This is a genomic window from Enterobacter genomosp. S, from assembly GCF_001631805.1.
Taxonomy (GTDB): domain Bacteria; phylum Pseudomonadota; class Gammaproteobacteria; order Enterobacterales; family Enterobacteriaceae; genus Enterobacter; species Enterobacter quasihormaechei.
In genome coordinates, this window is record NZ_LVVA01000001.1 from 132,345 (window position 1) to 154,060 (window position 21,716).

Sequence of the window (21,716 nt, forward strand, 5' to 3'; positions counted from 1 at the left end):
TCTGTCCTGCCCTTATTTAAACTGTTTGAGGAAACGCAGATCGTTTTCGAAGAACGCACGTAAGTCGGTTACGCCGTAGCGCAGCATGGTCAGACGCTCCATGCCCATACCGAACGCAAAGCCGGAATACACTTCCGGATCGATACCCACGTTGCGCAGCACGTTTGGATGCACCATGCCGCAGCCCAGCACTTCCAGCCATTTGCCGTTTTTCCCCATCACGTCAACTTCCGCAGACGGTTCGGTGAACGGGAAGTAGGACGGACGGAAGCGAACCTGCAAATCTTCCTCAAAGAAGTTGTTCAGGAAATCGTGCAGCGTGCCTTTCAGGTTGGTAAAGCTGATGTTTTTATCAACAATCAGGCCTTCCATCTGGTGGAACATTGGGGTGTGCGTCTGATCGTAGTCGTTACGGTATACGCGGCCCGGCGCGATGATGCGGATAGGCGGTTCTTGTTCCTTCATGGTGCGGATCTGAACGCCGGAGGTCTGGGTACGCAGCAGACGGGTGGCGTCGAACCAGAAAGTGTCGTGGTCAGCACGTGCCGGATGATGGCCAGGAATATTCAGGGCATCGAAGTTGTGGTAATCATCTTCGATTTCCGGGCCAGTCGCCACGGTAAAGCCGAGCTCACCGAAGAAACTTTCAATACGATCGATGGTGCGGGTCACCGGATGCAGGCCGCCGTTTTCAATACGACGCCCCGGCAGAGAAACGTCGATGGTTTCTGCTGCCAGACGCGCATTCAGTACGGCGCTTTCCAGCTCGGCTTTACGGGCGTTCAGCGCCTGCTGTACCTGTTCTTTGGCTTCGTTAATCACTGCACCTGCTGCCGGGCGTTCCTCTGCTGGAAGTTCACGCAGGGTAGTCATCTGAAGGGTCAAATGCCCTTTCTTGCCCAGATATTCGACGCGGACATTGTCTAACGCGGCAACATCTGAGGCCTGGTTAATGGCGGCCGTTGCACTGGCAACCAGCTCTGCGAGATGTGACATGGTTTTCCTCATTATGTCGGTGCAGACACCGAATTGTTGGACGTATTCTCTCAAATTCAGGCACAAAAAAAGCCTCCATCGGGAGGCTTATCTGGCGCTGTTTTTCGTTTCATCTTTCACGCGCTAGCCTCCTGATGTCAGGTGCTAAAGTAAAAGAAGAAGCGGAAAATAGCAGCATTCATGCTTGCGTTACCTTGTAGGGTAAAAACCGTTGAGACCTTATTGAAAAGCCTGCACGGATAAATGTCAATCTTCTGATGGTGTTGAATGAAAAGAGGAGGCAAAGCCTCCTCTTTCAACTGGCTTATGCCAGTGCTGCTTTCGCTTTTTCGACCAGAGCGGTGAACGCTACTTTGTCGAATACTGCGATGTCAGCCAGGATCTTACGGTCGATTTCAACAGAGGCTTTTTTCAGGCCGTTGATGAATTTGCTGTAAGAAATACCGTTCTGACGTGCTGCTGCGTTGATACGCGCAATCCACAGTTGACGGAACTGACGCTTACGCTGACGACGGTCACGGTAAGCGTACTGACCTGCTTTGATAACAGCCTGGAAGGCAACGCGGTATACGCGTGAACGCGCACCGTAGTAGCCTTTAGCTTGTTTCAAAATTTTCTTGTGACGTGCACGTGCAATTACACCACGTTTTACGCGAGCCATGTGTGCTCTCCTGTATCTATTCTAAGTTAAAAAAGTTAAACGTTAACGACTTATGCGTACGGCAGGCACGCGATGACCAGGCCCAGATCGCCTTTAGAAACCATGGCTTTTGGACGCAGGTGACGTTTACGCTTGGTAGCTTTCTTAGTCAGAATGTGACGCAGGTTAGCGTGCTTGTGCTTAAAACCACCTTTACCGGTTTTTTTGAAGCGCTTAGCAGCACCGCGTACGGTCTTAATTTTTGGCATTTTAATAACTTCCACTTCGCATTGTTAAATAAACGAAACATAGGCGAACAAAACCTATGGGGCCCGAAGGCTCCACAGATTCTGCTGCTTGAAGGCCTTACTGTTTCTTCTTAGGAGCGAGCACCATGATCATCTGGCGGCCTTCGATCTTCGTAGGGAAGGATTCGACTACTGCCAGTTCACTCAGATCTTCACGGACGCGGTTAAGCACTTCCATACCAATCTGTTGGTGGGCCATCTCACGACCGCGGAAACGCAGCGTGATCTTGGCCTTATCGCCATCTTCCAGAAAGCGAATCAGGCTGCGGAGTTTTACCTGATAATCGCCATCGTCGGTACCAGGACGGAATTTAATTTCCTTAACCTGGATAACTTTTTGCTTCTTCTTCTGTTCCTTAGAAGACTTACTCTTTTCATAAAGGAACTTGCCGTAGTCCATGATACGACAAACTGGCGGTTCGGCGTTAGGGCTGATTTCAACTAAATCTACTCCAGCTTCTTCAGCCTTTTCGATCGCTTCTCTCAGACTCACAATCCCCAGCTGCTCGCCTTCCAGACCTGTTAAGCGAACTTCCTGGGCGCGAATCTCGCCATTGATACGATTCGGACGTGCCGTTTGAACTCGTTTTCCGCCTTTAATACCTTATTCCTCCAGTTGTTGAAGACTGCGGCTGCGAATCTCTTGTTGCAGCTTCTCAATCACTTCACTTACGTCCAGGCTCCCCAGGTCTTTACCACGGCGGGTGCGAACGGCAACTTTGCCTGCTTCCACCTCTTTATCACCACAGACCAACATATACGGGACACGACGTAAAGTGTGCTCGCGGATTTTAAAGCCAATCTTCTCATTTCTCAAGTCTGCTTTTACGCGAATGCCCGCATTTTGTAGTTTCTGCGTCAATTCTTTAACGTAATCCGCCTGAGAATCGGTAATGTTCATCACCACCACCTGCACTGGCGCAAGCCAGGTTGGGAAGAAGCCCGCGAACTCTTCGGTCAGGATGCCGATGAAGCGCTCCAGTGAACCGAGAATAGCACGGTGAATCATGACCGGCACCTGACGCTCGTTATCTTCGCCAACATAAGAGGCGCTTAAACGCTGCGGCAGGGAGAAGTCCAGCTGTACCGTTCCGCACTGCCATGCGCGATCGAGGCAGTCATACAGGGTAAATTCAATTTTCGGACCGTAGAATGCGCCCTCGCCCAGCTGGTATTCAAATGGAATCCCATTCTCTTCCAGCGCCACGGCGAGATCCGCTTCTGCGCGATCCCATGTCTCATCGCTGCCGATACGTTTTTCCGGACGCGTTGAGAGTTTGACCACGATCTTCTCGAAGCCAAAGGTGCTGTACATATCGTAGACCATACGAATACAGGCGTTAACTTCATCACGTACCTGATCTTCAGTACAGAAGATATGCGCATCATCCTGAGTAAAGCCACGAACGCGCATCAGACCGTGCAGCGCACCTGATGGTTCGTTACGGTGGCAGCTACCGAACTCGGCCATACGCAGCGGCAGATCGCGGTAGGATTTCAGACCCTGGTTAAAGATCTGAACGTGGCCCGGGCAGTTCATTGGCTTGATGCAGTATTCACGGTTCTCAGACGAGGTGGTGAACATCGCATCTTTATAGTTGTCCCAGTGGCCGGTTTTTTCCCACAGCACACGGTCCATCATGAACGGGCCTTTCACTTCCTGATACTGGTACTCTTTCAGCTTGGAGCGTACGAACGTTTCCAGTTCACGGAAGATAGTCCAGCCGTCGTTATGCCAGAACACCATCCCCGGCGCTTCTTCCTGCATATGATACAGGTCAAGCTGCTTACCGATTTTACGGTGGTCACGTTTAGCCGCCTCTTCCAGGCGTTGCAGGTACGCGTTCAGGGCTTTTTTATCGGCCCACGCGGTACCATAGATGCGCTGCAACATCTTGTTGTTGCTGTCGCCACGCCAGTAGGCGCCTGCGATTTTCATCAGCTTAAAGTGATGACAGAAGCGCATATTCGGCACGTGCGGTCCACGGCACATGTCGACGTATTCTTCGTGATGGTACAAGCCAGGCTTGTCATCATGCGAAATGTTTTCGTCAAGAATCGAGACTTTATAGCTCTCGCCGCGCTTCACGAAGGTTTCACGCGCTTCGTGCCAGCTGACTTTCTTCTTGATGACGTCATAGTTAGTTTCGGCGAGCTCGTGCATACGTTTTTCGAGCGCGTCGATATCTTCCTGGGTCAGGGTGTGGTCAAGGTCAACGTCGTAGTAGAAACCGTTGTCGATAACCGGGCCGATCGCCATTTTGGTGTTTGGCCACAGCTGCTTGATAGCATGACCTAACAGGTGCGCGCAGGAGTGACGAATGATCTCCAGACCTTCTTCGTCTTTCGCGGTGATGATTGAGAGCGTCGCATCGTTTTCAATAACATCAGACGCATCTACCAGCTCACCGTTTACGCGGCCTGCAATGGTTGCTTTTGCGAGTCCAGGACCGATGTCCAGGGCTACATCCATTGGGCTTACAGCGTGGTCGAAATGGCGTTGGCTGCCATCAGGAAGAGTAATTACAGGCATTTTATATCCTTATTTGCAGTGATGCCCCACACATAAGAGCATATACAAAGAAAATAATCGTGATTAAACAGTAGATTAGGAACCATCTGACCAACAATCGTCAAATTGGTTCGTCATCCTCTGCCAGCCGAAATCAGACAAAGGCGAATATACGGCAAGCAGCCTAATGGTAACACTATTGAAAGGGCGAATGCATCCTCTGCGACCGTTTTGAACCGCTCATCCTTTTATATGCGTTCATGAACTTTTGCTGACGGAGGCTCGCAATCCAAAAGTGCTGAGCTATTCTTGATCTGATCCTTAAACATCGAAGGGGTATCACGTGAACGTATCCAGCAGAACCGTTGTGATATTGAATCTACTTTCCGCGGCTGGCCTGGTTTTGATTCTGGCCAACAGATTCCAGTGGTTTTGAGCCGAACCGGTGTTCTGGCATAACCTGTTGTCCCGGGTAAAGCGCTTTCTGGCGCAGACTTTGGTACACTAAGGGTATCAACTGACAAGGATTAGGTTATGCCAACAAAAAGATTTGCCGTTAAGCACTGGAAAATGGTCGTGGTATTAATTGCTATTTGCGGCGCGATGTTGCTGCTGCGCTGGGCTGCAATGATTTGGGGTTAATGTATTGTCAGAAAGGGAAGTCATTAGTGCTGAGGTCAGCGTAAACGTGCCGTTAATTTATTGAATAATCTTTAACTCGCTTTACGCCACCGGATTGTGAAAAACCGGTACATCATTATCCGGTTTTCGACAGGTTGTCATAGCGTTTATATTCCATCACAACGTGGCAGTTAATTTATCAGGACCACTCACCCGCTACCAGCTTATGCACATCAAACGCATCGTTCATTGACTGGCCGGTTGACTGGGAGCCAGGGGCAATGTTAGAGCCCGCTTCAACATCAGAGGCGTTGGTAATTCCGATTTGGCTGTTAGCGTCACTGGCAGGTTGCGTCATATTATCAGCAGCAAAGACGCCAAATGAAAGTGCGGAAAGCACCATCGCTGCTGTAGCAGTTTTGATTGTTTTCATAATTTTATTCTCATACTAAATTAATGCAGAAAAAGCCTGAGGCGATTTTTTGCCTGTGGCGTAAGTGTAGATCTGGATCACACTTTTTCCTAGTCAAAATATTTATCAATTCGTGTCAAATAAACTGAATAAGCCGTGCGCGCCTAATTATGGAGAAAGGATGAAGAGGACGCATTCTGTTATTTTTAAAACGCCATTTAATATAATTACGCACAGTTTCAAAAAATAAAAAACGGGCCGAGAAGAATCTCAGCCCGACGGAATTACATTTTATAACCTAAAGAAATCGTGGTTCTGCGATCGGTATGTTCCGGCGCAGAATCAGGGGGGGATGAGTTCCAGGTTACGTTGTACGCCACCTTGAGTCCAAAGTGTTCGTTGATGGCCACGTTCAACGCGCTTTCAGAGTTCAGGGTGGTATCTTCTGCACCAAACACCGACACGCCCTGGGTGAATTTAGCGTTGTCGGTCATCTGCCATGCGTAGGTGCCCGATGCATAACCCAGCGGCTGGGTTTCATCTTCGCCGTTGGTGTACTCGTCGTAACGCACACCCGGACCGAATTCAAAACGGAGGCTGTGCACCGGCCCATTCAGGAACTGACGACCATAACCCGCCGTCACGACATCGCGCTGGCGATAGCCGTTGAAGCGGTCAGTCAGCCAGCTTGCCTGCCCGAACAGGTAGTCATAATCGGTCATGTTGTAACGGCTACGTCCGCCTACCGCATATTTCTCCGAGGAGCGTTCATCGTTAGCAGACGTGTTGCTGGCATTTCCCCACAGCGACCAGGCCGTGGTATTGCCGTACCAGGTCAGGGTGCTGTCTGCGGTCAGGGAGGAGCTTTTCGTGTTACCGGATTGCGCCAGATACCCGGCATTCAGGTTACCTTCAAAGGGTTTTTTGGCAGTGGAGGGGTCGTCCATGACAGTAAAAACGGTATCATCGGCGGTTGCGTTCAGTGACGCAAATACGCCACCCGCCAGCATCAGTGCTGCGGGTACTGTCTTCAAAAGCTTCATTATATTTAAGGAGTCCGTACAACATAAAAAGAGACCGTCACGGTCTCGGAAACTTTCTTGCGGATCAATGACAAGGCGACCATAGAAAGGTAACAAATTATAAAAAGCCGCAAATAACATAGCAATAATTTCTTCTTTCATTTTTTGAATAAGAACGATCCCAAAACGCGTTTTATTTTATATGTCCTGCGCAGGTTATTTGTCAGCATTCATTTTTAAAATCATACTGTTATTTACGTTGCCTTCCTGCCAAACGGTGCCAGGCTTAAAAGAACCCATGCTAAAAGGAGGTCATGATGGCTTCGATTTACACGCTGACGCTCTCCCCTTCCCTCGACTCCGCGACCATGACGCCGCAAATTTACCCGGAAGGTAAGCTGCGCTGTAGCGCGCCGGTATTTGAACCCGGCGGCGGTGGTATTAACGTGGCGCGCGCCATTACCCACCTCGGCGGAAAAGCAACCGCCATCTTCCCTGCTGGCGGCGCCACGGGCGAACATCTGGTTGCGTTGCTGGCAGATGAACAGGTTGCGGTAGACACGGTAGACGCCAGAGACTGGACCCGGCAGAACCTGCACGTTCATGTGGAATCGAGCGGCGAACAGTATCGTTTTGTGATGCCGGGGGCAAAGCTGAGCGATGATGAGTTTCGTCAACTGGAAGAGAAAGTGCTGACCATTGAAAGCGGCTCATTGCTTGTCATCAGCGGTAGCCTGCCGCCGGGCATTGAAACAGAAAAGCTGACGGCGCTGGTTCAGGCGGTGCTCCAGCGCGGCATCCGCTGCATTGTTGATAGCTCAGGCGAAGCCCTGAAGGCAGCGTTAGAACCCGGGCAACTTGAGCTCGTGAAACCTAACCAGAAAGAGCTGAGTGCGCTTGTCAATCGCGAGCTCAACCAGCCCGATGACGTGCGTACTGCCGCAGAAGAACTGGTACGCACGGGCAAAGCGCATCGCGTGGTGGTCTCTCTCGGTCCTCAGGGTGCGCTGGCCGTCGACAAGACGGGCTGTGTGCAGGTCGTTCCACCACCGATGAAAAGCCAGAGCACCGTAGGTGCAGGTGACAGTATGGTTGGCGCGATGGTGCTGAAGCTGGCGCAAGGCGCTTCGCTTCTGGAGATGGCTCGCTATGGCGTCGCGGCAGGGAGCGCGGCCACCATCAATCAGGGAACGCGGCTGTGCTCGCTTGCGGATACCCAAAAAATTGTCGATTACCTGGCGAGAAGCTAAACGTTCTTCCCCCTCCTGTGGAGGGGGAAGTCGCTAAATAGCGCTTATCGACTATGCTAAGAAAACTTTCAGGATAACAACGAGGTGCATTATGAGCAGTGGTGATATCACCCGCTACGTCGTAACTGTCAATATTCATGAGGCGTCGCTGACCGAGCTGAATGAACTTAACAACGCTTTCACGCGGGCAAATTTTCTGCTCACGCTGACCGACGATGAAGGCAATATCCACGACCTCGGCTCGCTGGCTTTTGGCCTGATCAGCCCGCTAAGTCAGGAAGAGGTCAAGGCGCTGGCCAGCAGCCTGGTGGAAAGCGTGACTGACAAAGCGACAGAAATTGAGGTCGATAGCTGGGAAAACTGGCACAAAAAAGAACAATAAGTGCCCTGTATAAAATTAAACCGCTCAGTTGTGCGTTAGTTCCTGTTTTTTTATTGCCGTTTTGCGCTAACTTTATGATCTGGCAGACAACATGGGAGAGACATCATGTGGCAGGCTATCAGTCATCTTTTAAGTGAGCAACTGGGTGAAGGTGAAATTGAACTGCGTAACGAACTGCCAGGCGGAGAGATCCATGCCGCATGGCATTTACGCTACGCCGGGCGCGATCTTTTCGTGAAATGTGATGAACGCGAATTGCTTCCCATTTTTACTGCTGAAGCCGATCAGCTTGAGCTGTTATCGCGCAGTAAAACCGTCACCGTTCCGCAGGTTTTAGCCGTCGGCAGCGATCGCGACTACAGCTTTCTGGTGATGAACTATCTTCCCGCGCGCCCTCTGGATGCCCACAACGCCTTTATCCTTGGTCAACAGATTGCCCGCCTGCATCAGTGGAGCGATCAGCCACAGTTCGGGCTCGATTTTGATAACGACCTCTCCACCACGCCGCAGCCAAACGCGTGGCAGCGCCGCTGGTCGACATTTTTCGCCGAGCAGCGAATTGGCTGGCAGCTGGAGCTGGCCGCTGAAAAGGGGCTGGCGTTCGGCAACATCGATGCGATTGTTGAACACGTCCAGCAGCGCCTGGCCTCACATCAGCCTCAGGCTTCCCTTCTGCACGGGGATTTATGGTCGGATAACTGTGCGCTTGGGCCTGATGGTCCCTATATATTTGACCCGGCCTGCTACTGGGGTGACAGAGAGTGCGACCTCGCGATGCTGCCGCTGCACCCTGAACAACCGCCACAAATTTATGATGGCTACCAGTCGGTCTCGCCTTTGCCACCTGACTTTCTCGAACGCCAGCCGGTGTATCAGCTATACACCCTGCTCAACCGGGCCATCCTGTTTGGCGGAAACCATCTGGTCAACGCCCAGCGTGCGCTGGACCGCATTCTGGCGGCATAACGTAAGGGGGGCGCAACACGCCCCCTTCAGCATTTACAGGAAGCCGAGCAGGGTAAAGAAGAAATACCCGGCCACAATGATAATGACCGGCAGAACGTAGAGCGGGAAAATCTGCACTAAGATGGTATGGCGCGGAACGACAATGCGCGATTCGATCTGCTCGCGGGTCATTCCCTCAGGGCCTTTCGCCTTCTCAAGGATCATCTGGTCTTCCACCCCTTCACGTAAAAAACGGGTCTGTCGACTCATGCGTGCGCCGGAGGCCTGCAACGCCATTGCGATAAAGATCAGCGCATAGATTATCCAGAAGCCAACGTTAAGCTGGTGGTGAAAATCCGGTGTGGGCGAGTTAAACCAGAACACGTTCAGGAACGGGGTATTAAACCGCATCATCTCAATCATAACGTGGGCAAAATCAAGCATGACGGCATTGATGCCCGGCTGTTTTTCGCTGTGATCGTACATAAATTTGAGTACGGAAATCAGCGTTGAAATCAGGGCGGGAATGAAAATAACCCAACCAGCAATACGTTTTAAGATCGCAATGCGTCCAGCTTGTTGATACGTCATCAGTTCCTCTTAATAAAGACGCGTTATTTGTGCCTAAGTCTACCTGCTGTCGGTCATTTTCGCCCGATCTTTGGATGCGATATGCTAAATTGCTTGTGCTTAGCACCGTTCGTCTTACCTCTAAGATAAGGAGAAGTTGTAATGTCGACACCGCGCCAGATACTTGCCGCTATTTTTGACATGGATGGATTGCTGATTGATTCCGAACCCCTGTGGGATCGGGCTGAACTCGACGTGATGGCCAGCCTCGGCGTCGATATCAGTCGTCGTAACGAACTCCCCGATACCCTGGGGCTGCGTATCGATATGGTGGTCGATCTTTGGTATGCCCACCAGCCATGGGTTGGACCGGATCGCGACGAAGTCACGGCGCGCATTATCAACCGCGCTATCTCCCTGGTTGAAGAATATAAGCCACTGTTACCGGGAGTCCATGACGCTATCGCCCTGTGCAAGGCGCAAGGACTGAAAGTGGGGCTTGCTTCCGCCTCACCTCTGCATATGCTGGAAAAAGTGCTGACGATGTTTGGGCTGCGCGACAGCTTCGACGCGCTGGCCTCGGCCGAAAAGCTGCCTTACAGCAAGCCGCACCCGCAGGTGTATATGAACTGCGCCGCGAAACTGGGGCTGGATCCGCTCACCTGCGTGGCGCTGGAAGATTCCGTTAACGGCATGATAGCGTCCAAAGCCGCACGTATGCGCTCCATCGTTGTGCCTGCTGAAGAAAGCCGACATGACCCTCGTTTTGCCCTCGCGGATGTCAGGCTGACGTCTCTTGAAGAACTGACTGTCCGCCATCTGCGCGGAGAGTGATCCTCTTTTCAGGCAGCTTCGGCTGCCTGCATCACAAAATTAAAACATCGTTTTACTTTATTTGCTTTTCTCATTCCAGGCTCCTATTCTTACGTGCAGAATGACAATAACCTGACTTCTGAGGCGCGTATGATACTGGATGCTTTTACTCTGGCAGGAAAAGTGGCGATGGTGACCGGATGCGATACCGGCCTGGGTCAGGGCATGGCCATTGCCCTCGCTGAGGCAGGTTGCGATATCGTGGGTGTTAACCGCAAGGTTCCTGACGAAACGGCAGCGCGCGTCACGGCGCTGGGACGACGCTTTATCGCAATCCGCGCCGATCTCGGCAAGCATGAGAACATTCAGAGCGTCGTAGATACTGCTGTTAAAGAGATGGGACGCATTGATATTCTGGTCAACAATGCCGGCACCATTCGTCGGTGCGATGCACTGGAATTTAGCGAAAAAGACTGGGACGAAGTCATCGATCTGAATCTGAAATCGGTCTTTTTCCTCTCGCAGGCGGTGGCCAAACGGTTTATCGATCAGGGTCAGGGCGGAAAAATCATTAACATTGCCTCTATGCTCTCCTTTCAGGGCGGCATTCGGGTGCCATCCTATACGGCCTCGAAAAGTGGCGTCCTCGGGCTCACCCGCCTGCTGGCAAACGAATGGGCGCCGCTGGGCATTAACGTGAACGCAATCGCCCCGGGTTATATGGCGACAAATAACACCCAACAGCTTCGCGATGATGAGCAACGCAGCCAGGCGATCCTCGAGCGTATTCCGGCGGGACGCTGGGGACTGCCGGAGGATTTACAGGGGCCGGTGGTGTTTCTGGCCTCAGGAGCATCTGATTACGTCAACGGCCATACCCTCGCCGTAGACGGCGGCTGGCTGGCGCGCTAACTGCGCGTTTGTGACAAAGAGTTACACCGTCACCTCTTTCGCACACTGTATAAAAACCCTATACTGTATGAATTGACAGTTTACCGGGTTTTATCATGACGGCGGAAGGCCACCTGCTTTTTTCACTTGCCTGTGCAGTGTTTGCTAAAAACGCTGAACTGACCCCTGTGCTGGCACAGGGGGACTGGTGGCATATTGTCCCTTCTGCCGTACTGACCTGCCTGTTGCCGGACATCGACCATCCCAAATCCTTCCTCGGTCAACGGCTGAAGTGGATTTCAAAACCCATCGCCAGAGCCTTTGGTCATCGCGGGTTCACCCACAGCCTGCTGGCCGTGTTTGGCCTGTTAACCCTCTTTTATCTGAAGGTTCCTGAGAGCTGGATAGTCCCGGCGGATGCCATTCAGGGTATGGTGCTCGGTTACTTGAGCCATATCCTGGCGGATATGCTGACGCCTGCGGGCGTTCCGCTGCTCTGGCCCTGCCGCTGGCGTTTCCGCCTGCCGATCCTCGTGCCGCAAAAGGGCAACCAGCTGGAGCGCGTGCTGTGCATGGCGCTGTTTGCGTATGCCGTCTGGATGCCGCAGACGTTGCCCGAAAATGGTGCAGTGCGCTGGTCGTCGCAGATGATTAACTCGCTGCAATTTCAGTTCAATCGTTTTATTCATCACCAGATTGAACATTAAACCGACAATATAATCACTTTTGTCATAAACCATTCCATATGGATATAAGCGCCACATCACACTTCTGATAACCTTGCGCCAACAGGTACGGTAAAAACCGACCGAATAATAAATCAGGAGAACGGGGATGAATTTTCCACTCATCGCGAACATTGTTGTGTTCGTCGTATTGCTATTGCTTCTCGCCCAGGCTCGCCACAAACAGTGGAGCCTGGCGAAAAAGGTGCTGGTCGGTCTGGTAATGGGCGTGGTATTTGGCCTGGCCTTACACGCTATTTACGGCTCCGACAGCCCGGTACTGAAAGATTCTATTCAGTGGTTCAACATTGTCGGTAACGGCTATGTACAGCTGCTGCAAATGATCGTCATGCCGCTGGTATTCGCTTCTATCCTGAGCGCCGTGGCCCGTCTGCATAATGCGTCTCAGCTGGGTAAAATCAGTTTCCTGACCATTGGTACCCTGCTCTTCACCACGCTGATTGCGGCGCTGGTGGGTGTGCTGGTGACCAATCTGTTTGGCCTGACCGCTGAAGGTCTGGTGCAGGGCAGCGCTGAAACCGCGCGTCTGACGGCTATTCAGACCAACTACGTGGGTAAAGTGGCCGATCTGACCGTTCCGCAGATGGTGCTCTCCTTCATTCCGAAGAACCCGTTTGCTGACCTGACCGGTGCAAGCCCAACCTCCATTATCAGCGTGGTGATCTTCGCGGCGTTCCTGGGCGTGGCGGCGCTGAAGCTGCTGAAGGACGATGCGCCAAAAGGCGAACGCGTGCTGACTGCCATTGATACCCTGCAAAGCTGGGTGATGAAGCTGGTGCGTCTGGTCATGCAGCTGACGCCGTACGGTGTCCTGGCGCTGATGACCAAAGTCGTTGCAGGTTCTAACCTGCAAGACATCATCAAACTTGGCAGCTTTGTGATTGCCTCGTACCTCGGTCTGGGCATCATGTTTGTTGTGCACGGCATTCTGCTGGCGGTGAACGGCGTTGGCCCGCTGAAATACTTCCGTAAAGTCTGGCCGGTGCTGACCTTCGCCTTCACCAGCCGTTCCAGCGCGGCATCTATTCCGCTGAACGTCGAAGCGCAGACCCGTCGTCTGGGCGTGCCGGAGTCTATCGCCAGCTTCTCGGCCTCCTTTGGCGCCACCATCGGCCAGAACGGCTGTGCGGGCCTCTACCCGGCGATGCTGGCCGTGATGGTTGCCCCAACCGTAGGCATTAACCCGCTGGATCCGGTCTGGATTGCGACGCTGGTCGGTATCGTGACCATTAGCTCCGCCGGTGTTGCAGGCGTGGGCGGCGGCGCGACTTTCGCTGCGCTGATTGTTCTGCCTGCGCTGGGCCTGCCGGTGACGCTGGTCGCCCTGCTGATCTCTGTGGAACCGCTGATCGACATGGGTCGTACCGCGCTGAACGTGAGTGGCTCAATGACCGCCGGTACCCTGACCAGCCAGTGGCTGAAGCAGACCGACAAAACGATTCTCGACAGTGAAGATGATGCCGAACTGGCGCATCGTTAATCACTGCCGAAATAAAAAAACCGCCTGAGGGCGGTTTTTTTATGGCTGTTATTCTTCAACCTCTTCATCCTGGCGCATCTGCATCGCCCATCGCTGTGCCGATTCCGGCACCGTAAACGCAGGGGAGCGACGGAAGTGCTCGCCAATCAGCACGAAGGCAACGTATTTCCCCCGCAGCATCCAGACATCGCGAAAACCATCCACCTTCAGGGCATGGTCTGGCGGCGCGGGCTCAACGCGGGGTACATAGCTAATAACCTGGCGGTTTTGTTGACGAAGAGGTTTCATAAGCGACGGATTCACTAAAGCAAATTCTTAAAGCAGGAAATTTCTATCATAGCCGATTCTCCCCCCGCCCGTCGCGCCTGACGTATGGCAGAGGGCTCCATTCGCTAATCAATATCTGAAAACGCTTAGTTCGCCTGCTAATTCTTAACATTGTTCTATCCTTAATAGGGTTTTTAGGAATGAACAAAGGAGAAGCGTGCAATGTCGAACAATGATAAACCACATCAGTCACCTATTCATGGCACTGAAGAATCTCAACCGGGAATGGACTCACTTGCCCCCGCCGACGGCTCACACAAACCTTCACCGGGTCCTTCCGCACCGGGTGAACAACCTACCGCCCCGGGCAGCATGAAAGCCCCGGAAACGGAAAACGAAAAGCTTAAATCGCTCGATCCTCACCGCAAGGGCGGTGAAGGCCATGCGCTGACCACGAACCAGGGCGTTCGCATTGCCGATGACCAGAACTCCCTGCGCGCCGGAACGCGCGGCCCGACGCTGCTGGAAGATTTCATCCTGCGCGAAAAAATCACCCATTTCGACCACGAGCGTATTCCTGAACGTATCGTCCACGCCCGCGGCTCCGCGGCGCACGGTTATTTCCAGCCGTACAAGAGCCTGACGGAGATCACGAAAGCGGATTTCCTTTCCGACCCGAACAAAATCACACCGGTATTTGTACGCTTCTCTACCGTACAGGGCGGCGCTGGCTCGGCTGACACGGTGCGTGATATCCGCGGCTTCGCTACTAAATTCTATACCGAAGAGGGTATTTTCGACCTGGTCGGTAACAACACCCCGGTGTTCTTCATTCAGGATGCGCATAAGTTTCCTGACTTTGTCCATGCGGTAAAACCGGAGCCACACTGGGCCATACCGCAGGGACAAAGTGCGCACGATACCTTCTGGGACTACGTCTCCCTGCAACCGGAAACGCTGCACAACGTGATGTGGGCGATGTCTGACCGGGGGATCCCGCGCAGCTATCGCACCATGGAAGGGTTTGGTATTCACACCTTCCGTCTTATTAACGCCGAAGGCAAAGCAACGTTTGTGCGCTTCCACTGGAAACCGGTCGCGGGGAAAGCGTCGCTGGTGTGGGATGAAGCGCAGAAGCTCACCGGACGCGATCCGGACTTCCACCGTCGCGAACTGTGGGAATCCATTGAAGCCGGAGATTTCCCGGAATACGAGCTGGGGTTACAGCTGATCCCGGAAGAGGACGAGTTTAAATACGACTTCGACCTGCTTGACCCAACCAAGCTAATTCCTGAAGAGCTGGTGCCGGTTCAGCTGGTGGGCAAAATGGTGCTTAACCGTAACCCGGATAACTTCTTTGCGGAGAATGAGCAGGCCGCGTTCCACCCGGGCCATATTGTGCCGGGGCTGGATTTCACCAACGATCCGCTGCTCCAGGGCCGTCTGTTCTCTTATACCGATACGCAGATCAGCCGTCTCGGCGGACCAAACTTCCACGAAATTCCGATCAACCGTCCTACCTGCCCTTACCATAACTTCCAGCGTGACGGGATGCATCGTCAGGATATCGACACCAACCCGGCGAACTACGAGCCGAACTCCATTAACGATAACTGGCCGCGTGAAACGCCGCCGGGACCAAAACGTGGCGGATTTGAGTCGTACCAGGAGCGCGTGGACGGAACAAAAATTCGCGAACGCAGCCCGTCCTTCGGCGAGTATTACGCCCAGCCTCGCCTGTTCTGGAACAGCCAGACCCCGATCGAACAGCAGCACATTATCGGCGGCTTCAGCTTTGAGCTGAGTAAAGTGGTGCGCACCTACATTCGCGAGCGCGTGGTCGACCATCTGGCACATATCGATATCCAGCTTGCGCAGGGCGTGGCGAATAACCTCGGCATTACGCTCACCGATGAGCAATGCCATGCCGCACCGCCAAAAGACGTAAACGGACTGAAGAAGGATCCGTCCCTGAGCCTGTACGCGGTACCTGGCGGATCGATTAAAGGCCGCGTGGTGGCTATCCTGCTGAACGATAAACCGCGCGCCAGCGACGTGCTGGGGATCATGCGGGCGCTCAAAACCCAGGGCGTACATGCCAAACTGCTTTACTCACGCATGGGTGAAGTGACGGCCGACGATGGCTCCGTCCTGCCGATTGCCGCGACCTTCGCCGGGGCACCGTCGCTGACGGTTGACGCGGTGATTATGCCGTGCGGCGACGTTGAGAGTCTGCTCGGCAACGGTGATGCCGCCTATTATCTGCTGGAAGCCTATAAGCACCTGAAGCCAATCGCCCTGGCAGGCGATGCGCGGAAGTTTAAATCTCTGCTGAAGGTACCGGATCAAGGGGAAGAAGGCATTGTCGAAGGTGATAACGTTGACGATGCGTTTATGACCCGGCTGTTTGACCTGCTCGCCGCGCACCGCGTGTGGTCGCGCAGCAGCAAGACCGACCAGATACCGGCGTAAAAAAAAGCCGGGTGGCGCTGCGCTTACCCGGCCTACATTTCGATTGCTTTTGTAGGCCCGGTAAGGCGAAGCCGCCACCGGGCTTTAACTCAAAGATCCCTGAACGTCCCCAGACGATACCCGCGCTCGGCAATCGCATACTTCAGCGACGCCGACGTCAGCACGTCCAGCTCCGCCAGACGCGGCCAGCAGTAGGCGCTCTTACGCACGGTGTTATCGATAAAGGCAGGATGCGCCATGATCTCCAGCGACCGCACGGCGGAATCATCCAGCACCTTAAGGAACAGCGCTTCGCTGATCTCGTCGCCGTAAAATGCGCTGCTGAACCCCTCCGTTGACGTCACCGCGACGTCCGGTAATCCGCGCACCTCCCGATCCAGGCGCATCGCCACGCCTTTACGTTGGGCAAACTCTGCCACAAGCGGGAAAATCGCCGGGATCATATGCACATGATGGTGACTATCAATATGGGTGGGTTCACGACCAAACACATCCACAAAGCGGTTAAACTGGCAATCCAGCTCGCGGGCAATCTCATCGAGCGGCAGAGCGTCCTGTTCCACCATTTCCCAAATCCATTTACCCAGCTGCCCGTCGCGCGTCAGCCCCGGCATCGGTGAAAGGGGCTGCCCAAGCGTCAGCACAAAGTGCAAGCCGACGCCCAGTTCGGGCACCTCACGGCTTAGCTGCGCCGCATGTTCCACCGCCTCACCGTTGATGAGCGCAGTGGTAGAGGTTACGACGCCCCGGCGACAGGCTTCGATAATGCCGTAGTTCTGCCCTTTTGACAGGCCAAAATCATCGGCATTGACGATCAGCAGGTTTTCCATCGCACCTCCTCTTAACGGTGTGTGAGCTTCAGTTTCTCAACCGTTGCAGCAAAGTTTGGCAGCCATTTTTCATGCGCCAGGATCATCTCGCTCGCGAGTTTTTCAGCGTCACGGTCAGAATGCACCAGCGGGCTGAGGTTCAGCGCCAGCAGCACGTCATTCAGCTCGCCGCTCAGGGCCGCATTGCTCGCCGCGACTTCAAAGCCCTTGATGGTGTGAATAAGGCCCATCACTTTATCGTCGAAGTGGGTAATGCGGGGATGCGGTTTTGCGCCGTCGCGTCCAAGGATGCAGGTCATCTCAACGGCCCAGTCTGCCGGGATATTGTCGATGTGCCCATGATGCGGAACGTTCACATAGTGCTCGGCCTGCTTGTCATTGTAAATGGCGTTGATCACTTCACACGCGGCATCCGAATAGTATGCCCCGCCGCGCTGCTCCAGCTCTTTCGGCTTCACGTTCAGGTTCGGATCTTTGTACAAATCAAACAGCTGCTTCTCTACTTTCTGCACAACCTGGGCGCGCGCGCCGCCTTTGTAGTATTCGCCCATTTCGATCGCCAGCATCTCTTTCTGCTTGAAGTAGTAGAGCAGATACGAGCACGGCAGCAGGTTCAGGGAGCGGATCAGCCCTTCGCTGAACGGCAGGTCGAAGATGTTTTTCACCGAGGCCGCGGTCAGGCGGCCAGAGGCGACGCCATCGAGCAGTACTGCAAAGCGCGATTGCCCGTTCACGATCACATCTTTGATAAAGACCATGTGATTCAGGCCGAACAGATCAATGGACAGTTCGTCGTTATCGTTCAGTGCCAGCACATCGCGGATGAACATCTTCATGCCAATCGGAATATTGCAGACGCCAATAAAGCGTTTGAAACCGGTGTGGCGATAAACCGCCTCGGTGACCATTCCAGCCGGGTTGGTAAAGTTAATCACCCACGCGTTCGGGCAGATCTCTTCCACGTCTTTGATGATGTCAAAAATAACCGGAATGGTACGCAGACCTTTAAACAGGCCGCCTGCCCCGTTGGTTTCCTGACCCAGATAACCGTGGCTCAGCGGAATACGCTCGTCCAGCTCACGCGCTTTCAGCTGGCCGACGCGCAGCTGCGTGGTCACGAAGTCAGCATCTTTCAGCGCCAGGCGGCGATCCAGCGTTTTGTGCACGGTTAAGGGTACGCCCGCCTTTTCAACCATGCGTTGGCACAGCTCAAAAATAATATTCAGCTTCTCCTGACCTTCTTCAACATCCACCAGCCATAATTCGCTGACCGGTAATTCATGATAACGTTTCAGGAAACCTTCAAGTAATTCCGGGGTATAGCTGCTGCCGCCACCAATGGTTACGACTTTTAATTTTTTTTGCATAATCTCTCCCTTAGCGTATCAGGTTAATCGCCTGCAAGGTATAGCGTACTCTTCCCGCTATTTGGGCAAGCCATTACGTCAACATTCCTGGCGGATATACCGCAGAAAGTTAATTAATTACCGTTAAATTTTTGCGGTAACTGTTCGGTGTAAATGAAGTCAGTTTCTTAAAGGTTTTAATAAACAGGCTGGGGCTGCTGTAACCGGATTCGTAAGCGATATCGGTGACAGAGTAGTTAGTTATTTCCAGCTGCTTTTTGGCAAAATTAATGCGGATTTCATTAATAATTTGCACAGGCGTTTTACGGTAATAGCGCTGCGTGGCGCGCGTTAAATATTCCTGCGATTTACCCGACAGCGCGACCATGTTTTCCAGCGCGTTATCGCTGAACTGCCCTTTGTCGTGCATTAGCTCCACGGTACTGCGCAGCCACTGGGGAATATCGTCCACCACCTGCTGTTCTTCACGGTGATGGCGAAGGCGATTCATCACGTAGAACGTCACGGTTTCAATAAATTCATCAAATTCATTGTCGCGGAAATTCAGCGAGGCAATAACCGTTTCAATCCAGGTCATAAACTCATTTTTGACGCGATACACCTGTGACGCCACAAAGCAGAACGGAACCAACGGCAGATAGTGCTTCTCGAAGAAACGCCTGCTCACCCCTACGTTCAGAATGCGCGTCGCACCAAACTCATAAAAGCTCTGGTGATAAGATCCCATCGGCAAAAAGACGAAATCACCGCGCTCAAGCAGGACGCGCTTACCGTTGATCTCCTGATAATAGCGGCCGGTCAGAACAATCGTGAACTCGTAGTAGTCGTGCTGGTGCAGACCGCTGGCGCTCTCCGTCTTGTTGTATATCACCACGTGAAAATTCTTGCCGTTAAACAGCTGCTGCTCATGTGCGGTTTTGATTTCCATCGTGCTGACCTCCTGCTGCCTGAACTGACTTACTGCATCTTCTCGTGAAGCTCAATGAGCTCCGCTACCAGCTCGCGCGCCAGCATGGAGGTCATCAGGTGATCCTGAGCATGTACCAGCACCAGGCTCACCTTCATCTTCCCTTCACCCTGATCGCTTTCGATGAGCTTCGTCTGCACCAGATGCGCTTCGTTTAACGCCGTGCGGGACTGCTCCATCATGGTTTTCGCGGCAACGAAATCGCCCTGCTTAGCCTGCTTAAGCGCCGCATACGCCAGGCTGCGTGCCTGCCCGGAGTTGATGATAAGACCCATCACCACCTCTTCCAGATCGTTCTCTGCGGTTTCTTCTGCGACGATACTGTCTAAATCTAACATCTTCAGCTCCTTTACGCTGGCGCGGGTTGCCCCGCGCCGTGCAATTTTAGAATTTCAGTGCGAGGGCGATATCCTCTTCGCTCTCTTCTTCATCGATTACCGTTGCGGCTTTGTTCGCAATCGCCACGAACGGCATGTAGAGCAGGGTTGCAATCCCGAGGTTGAACAGCGCCAGCAGGAAGGCAGCTACGCTACCGTTAGTGTTAAAGAACGCGCCCAGACCGGCCGGCATCGTCCACGGTGCAATGTTGGTCACCGGCGGGATAATGCCCAGGTAGTACGCCGTCAGCGTAATCGCGGCCAGCAGCGGCTGAACCAGGATGAAGGGAATGAACATCACCGGGTTCATGATAATCGGCAGACCAAACAGGATCGGCTCGTTAATCTGGAAGATGCCTGACGGCAGGGCCAGCTTTGCAACCTGACGATGGTCAGCGCGGCGAGAGACAATAAAGACCGCGATGATCAGACCCAGCGTCGCCCCGGTACCGCCCAGGAAAATGTAGGAGTCGAGCATCGGCTTCGCCCACACATGGAAGGTTTTACCGGCCGCCAGCGCCGCATCGACGGAGCCGTACTGCTGGTAAAGCGCGACGTTTTCCAGTGCCCACGGGGTCATAATACCGCTGTCCAGCGCCGCCAGTGCCAGTGAACCATGCACGCCGAAGAACCACAGCAGGGAGGTAAAGATGACGTACGCCCAACCGACCACGCTACCCATCGACGCCAGCGGCGTTGAGATAGAGTCCATAATGATCTGGTGGAAGTTAGTCCCCCAGTGAGAGAGCGCCCAGGCAATAATCCCCATGATAGAGAGAATGATAAAGCCCGGAATCAACGCGGAAAATGAACGAGAAACGGAGGCCGGAACGCTATCCGGCAAGCGGATAACCCAGTTGCGGCGAATAATAAAGGTGAACATTTCGGCCACCACCAGCCCGATAATAATACCGGAAATGATGTTTGCCCCACCCAGCCAGTTGGCGCCTACGGCATAAGCGTCGCCCACGCTGTACGGCGTGACGGTCATAAACGCGGCTATAGACAGTAAGCCCGCCGCCAGCGGATCCACTTTACGCTCTTCCGCCAGCGCCATACCGATAAAGAAAGGCGCCATTAGCGACATAATACCCAACGTACCGTTGTATACGTTGCCGCCAATGGCTTTTAAACCATTAAGGGTTTCAATAGTTGAAGCATCTAACCTAATTCCTAATGAATAAAAAAAGGAACCTTCACCAAAGCTCAGAAAAACGTTGTTAATTAAAACGAACATTGCCCCGGCTAACGTCAACGGCATTAATTTAATAAAGCCGTTTTTAATGGCATTAACGTGAGGCTGCTTTCCTATTTTAACAGCAAAAGGAAGGAGTACCTTTTCAAGTGAAGCGATGACTTTACTCATAGGAAAATACCCTTAAATGCCGCAACAACCGTTACGGCGTATTGTGTGTGAAATAACTCTTTGACGGGAAAAATAAAAAATTAATTAGCAGCTTTTTTAATCGCCGCAACAGCAGCTTTTAATACACCTAAACCATCAATCTTGCCGTACAGACCGGAGTCGATCACTTCAACCGGCTTATTAGGGAGTAAACGTTGAATTTCGGGCAACATATAAGCGATTTGCGGCCCCAGTAAAATAACGTCTGCCGCCTGGCCCTTTTCGCCCGCCAGCGTTTCCGGAAACGCTTCAATCACCACAGGGACTTCATATTTTTCGGCCTGCGCGCGCATTTTGGAAACCAGCAGCGACGTTGACATGCCCGCAGAGCAAAACAGGTAGATATGTTTCTTTTCCATGATAATTTCCCTCTTATTGGTCTGTCCGCCGTCGCGCTATCACTCGACTCGCTATCCTGGCTGACGGGCAGTGTGCTGAACATT

At 53.0% G+C, this 21,716-nt stretch carries 25 protein-coding genes, 1 pseudogene and 1 other annotated feature; of the genes and pseudogenes, 10 read left to right on the plus strand and 16 right to left on the minus strand.

Features of this window, described 5'->3' with window-relative positions:
* Positions 1-12: 12 nt before the first annotated feature.
* The 6 genes from pheS to thrS form a co-directional block, all read right to left on the minus strand.
* On the minus strand, positions 13-996 hold the full coding sequence (gene pheS / locus A3466_RS00670; RefSeq protein ID WP_003857809.1) for a phenylalanine--tRNA ligase subunit alpha: 984 nt from the start codon (positions 994-996) through the stop codon (positions 13-15).
* Positions 997-1,058: 62 nt separating this feature from the next.
* Positions 1,059-1,183: a sequence feature (Phe leader region), on the minus strand.
* Entirely contained in the window at positions 1,134-1,178 is a 45-nt protein-coding gene (gene pheM, locus A3466_RS23500) for a pheST operon leader peptide PheM (RefSeq protein ID WP_001386830.1), read from the minus strand. It overlaps the preceding feature by 45 nt.
* 117 nt (positions 1,184-1,300) lie before the next feature.
* On the minus strand, positions 1,301-1,657 hold the full coding sequence (gene rplT / locus A3466_RS00675; RefSeq protein WP_000124850.1) for a 50S ribosomal protein L20: 357 nt from the start codon (positions 1,655-1,657) through the stop codon (positions 1,301-1,303).
* 50 nt (positions 1,658-1,707) lie between these two features.
* Positions 1,708-1,905, minus strand: a complete 198-nt coding sequence (rpmI, locus tag A3466_RS00680; RefSeq protein ID WP_001124225.1) for a 50S ribosomal protein L35 — start codon at positions 1,903-1,905, stop codon at positions 1,708-1,710.
* Between the two features lie 97 nt (positions 1,906-2,002).
* Positions 2,003-2,545 carry a translation initiation factor IF-3 gene (infC, locus tag A3466_RS00685; RefSeq protein WP_059287945.1) on the minus strand — a complete coding sequence of 181 codons (543 nt, stop codon included), beginning with the start codon at positions 2,543-2,545 and terminating at the stop codon, positions 2,003-2,005.
* Between the two features lie 3 nt (positions 2,546-2,548).
* Positions 2,549-4,477, minus strand: a complete 1,929-nt coding sequence (gene thrS, locus A3466_RS00690; protein WP_063448978.1) for a threonine--tRNA ligase — start codon at positions 4,475-4,477, stop codon at positions 2,549-2,551.
* A gap of 322 nt (positions 4,478-4,799) precedes the next feature.
* Here thrS and yncL point away from each other — a divergent pair, with 322 nt between their 5' ends.
* Entirely contained in the window at positions 4,800-4,892 is a 93-nt protein-coding gene (gene yncL / locus A3466_RS21890; protein WP_074160885.1) for a stress response membrane protein YncL, read from the plus strand.
* 98 nt (positions 4,893-4,990) lie between these two features.
* Positions 4,991-5,098 carry a small membrane protein YniD gene (yniD, locus tag A3466_RS22960; RefSeq protein WP_003857815.1) on the plus strand — a complete coding sequence of 36 codons (108 nt, stop codon included), beginning with the start codon at positions 4,991-4,993 and terminating at the stop codon, positions 5,096-5,098.
* A gap of 178 nt (positions 5,099-5,276) precedes the next feature.
* Here the strand turns inward: yniD and A3466_RS00695 are convergent, their stop codons facing one another.
* Complete coding sequence (locus tag A3466_RS00695; RefSeq protein WP_063448979.1) at positions 5,277-5,510, minus strand: hypothetical protein; 234 nt, start codon at positions 5,508-5,510, stop codon at positions 5,277-5,279.
* Between the two features lie 263 nt (positions 5,511-5,773).
* On the minus strand, positions 5,774-6,532 hold the full coding sequence (locus A3466_RS00700) for a DUF481 domain-containing protein (protein ID WP_063448980.1): 759 nt from the start codon (positions 6,530-6,532) through the stop codon (positions 5,774-5,776).
* A gap of 296 nt (positions 6,533-6,828) precedes the next feature.
* On the opposite strand from A3466_RS00700, the gene pfkB reads away from it, so the two are divergent.
* The 3 genes from pfkB (at position 6,829) to A3466_RS00715 (ending at position 9,109) form a co-directional block, all read left to right on the plus strand.
* Positions 6,829-7,761, plus strand: coding sequence for a 6-phosphofructokinase II (pfkB, locus tag A3466_RS00705; RefSeq protein WP_063448981.1), 933 nt, complete (start codon positions 6,829-6,831; stop codon positions 7,759-7,761).
* 91 nt (positions 7,762-7,852) lie between these two features.
* Positions 7,853-8,143: a type V toxin-antitoxin system endoribonuclease antitoxin GhoS gene (gene ghoS / locus A3466_RS00710; protein WP_063448982.1), complete on the plus strand. Its 291-nt coding sequence runs from the start codon at positions 7,853-7,855 to the stop codon at positions 8,141-8,143.
* A gap of 105 nt (positions 8,144-8,248) precedes the next feature.
* The gene (locus tag A3466_RS00715) at positions 8,249-9,109 is read left to right on the plus strand and encodes a fructosamine kinase family protein (protein ID WP_063448983.1); all 861 of its coding nucleotides are present in this window, start codon (positions 8,249-8,251) and stop codon (positions 9,107-9,109) included.
* A gap of 33 nt (positions 9,110-9,142) precedes the next feature.
* Here A3466_RS00715 and A3466_RS00720 read toward each other — a convergent pair whose 3' ends face one another.
* Positions 9,143-9,679, minus strand: a complete 537-nt coding sequence (locus A3466_RS00720; RefSeq protein WP_063448984.1) for a YniB family protein — start codon at positions 9,677-9,679, stop codon at positions 9,143-9,145.
* Positions 9,680-9,820: 141 nt separating this feature from the next.
* Between A3466_RS00720 and hxpB the strand changes: the two genes are divergently transcribed.
* From hxpB to tcyP, 4 genes are all read left to right on the plus strand, one after another.
* Positions 9,821-10,492, plus strand: a complete 672-nt coding sequence (gene hxpB, locus A3466_RS00725; RefSeq protein WP_063448985.1) for a hexitol phosphatase HxpB — start codon at positions 9,821-9,823, stop codon at positions 10,490-10,492.
* A gap of 129 nt (positions 10,493-10,621) precedes the next feature.
* On the plus strand, positions 10,622-11,383 hold the full coding sequence (kduD, locus tag A3466_RS00730; protein WP_063449450.1) for a 2-dehydro-3-deoxy-D-gluconate 5-dehydrogenase KduD: 762 nt from the start codon (positions 10,622-10,624) through the stop codon (positions 11,381-11,383).
* 95 nt (positions 11,384-11,478) lie between these two features.
* Positions 11,479-12,069: a metal-dependent hydrolase gene (locus tag A3466_RS00735; RefSeq protein WP_063448986.1), complete on the plus strand. Its 591-nt coding sequence runs from the start codon at positions 11,479-11,481 to the stop codon at positions 12,067-12,069.
* 127 nt (positions 12,070-12,196) lie between these two features.
* A complete protein-coding gene (tcyP, locus tag A3466_RS00740) occupies positions 12,197-13,588 on the plus strand; it encodes a cystine/sulfocysteine:cation symporter (protein ID WP_063448987.1) in 1,392 nt (463 codons plus the stop codon).
* A gap of 48 nt (positions 13,589-13,636) precedes the next feature.
* Here tcyP and cedA read toward each other — a convergent pair whose 3' ends face one another.
* Positions 13,637-13,891, minus strand: coding sequence for a cell division activator CedA (gene cedA, locus A3466_RS00745; RefSeq protein WP_074160886.1), 255 nt, complete (start codon positions 13,889-13,891; stop codon positions 13,637-13,639).
* A 186-nt stretch (positions 13,892-14,077) separates the two neighbouring features.
* On the opposite strand from cedA, the gene katE reads away from it, so the two are divergent.
* Positions 14,078-16,327: a catalase HPII gene (gene katE / locus A3466_RS00750; protein WP_063448989.1), complete on the plus strand. Its 2,250-nt coding sequence runs from the start codon at positions 14,078-14,080 to the stop codon at positions 16,325-16,327.
* An 89-nt stretch (positions 16,328-16,416) separates the two neighbouring features.
* Here katE and chbG read toward each other — a convergent pair whose 3' ends face one another.
* The 6 genes and pseudogenes from chbG to chbB form a co-directional block, all read right to left on the minus strand.
* Positions 16,417-17,157, minus strand: a complete 741-nt coding sequence (chbG, locus tag A3466_RS00755; protein WP_063448990.1) for a chitin disaccharide deacetylase — start codon at positions 17,155-17,157, stop codon at positions 16,417-16,419.
* An 11-nt stretch (positions 17,158-17,168) separates the two neighbouring features.
* Complete coding sequence (locus A3466_RS00760; protein WP_063448991.1) at positions 17,169-18,524, minus strand: 6-phospho-beta-glucosidase; 1,356 nt, start codon at positions 18,522-18,524, stop codon at positions 17,169-17,171.
* A 109-nt stretch (positions 18,525-18,633) separates the two neighbouring features.
* Positions 18,634-19,470, minus strand: a pseudogene (gene chbR / locus A3466_RS00765) (transcriptional regulator ChbR); the annotation flags it as partial.
* Between the two features lie 11 nt (positions 19,471-19,481).
* Positions 19,482-19,829, minus strand: a complete 348-nt coding sequence (gene chbA / locus A3466_RS00770) for a PTS N,N'-diacetylchitobiose transporter subunit IIA (RefSeq protein WP_063448992.1) — start codon at positions 19,827-19,829, stop codon at positions 19,482-19,484.
* 46 nt (positions 19,830-19,875) lie between these two features.
* A complete protein-coding gene (gene chbC / locus A3466_RS00775) occupies positions 19,876-21,234 on the minus strand; it encodes a PTS N,N'-diacetylchitobiose transporter subunit IIC (RefSeq protein ID WP_063448993.1) in 1,359 nt (452 codons plus the stop codon).
* Between the two features lie 80 nt (positions 21,235-21,314).
* Positions 21,315-21,638, minus strand: a complete 324-nt coding sequence (chbB, locus tag A3466_RS00780) for a PTS N,N'-diacetylchitobiose transporter subunit IIB (RefSeq protein ID WP_258004020.1) — start codon at positions 21,636-21,638, stop codon at positions 21,315-21,317.
* Positions 21,639-21,716 lie beyond the last annotated feature (78 nt).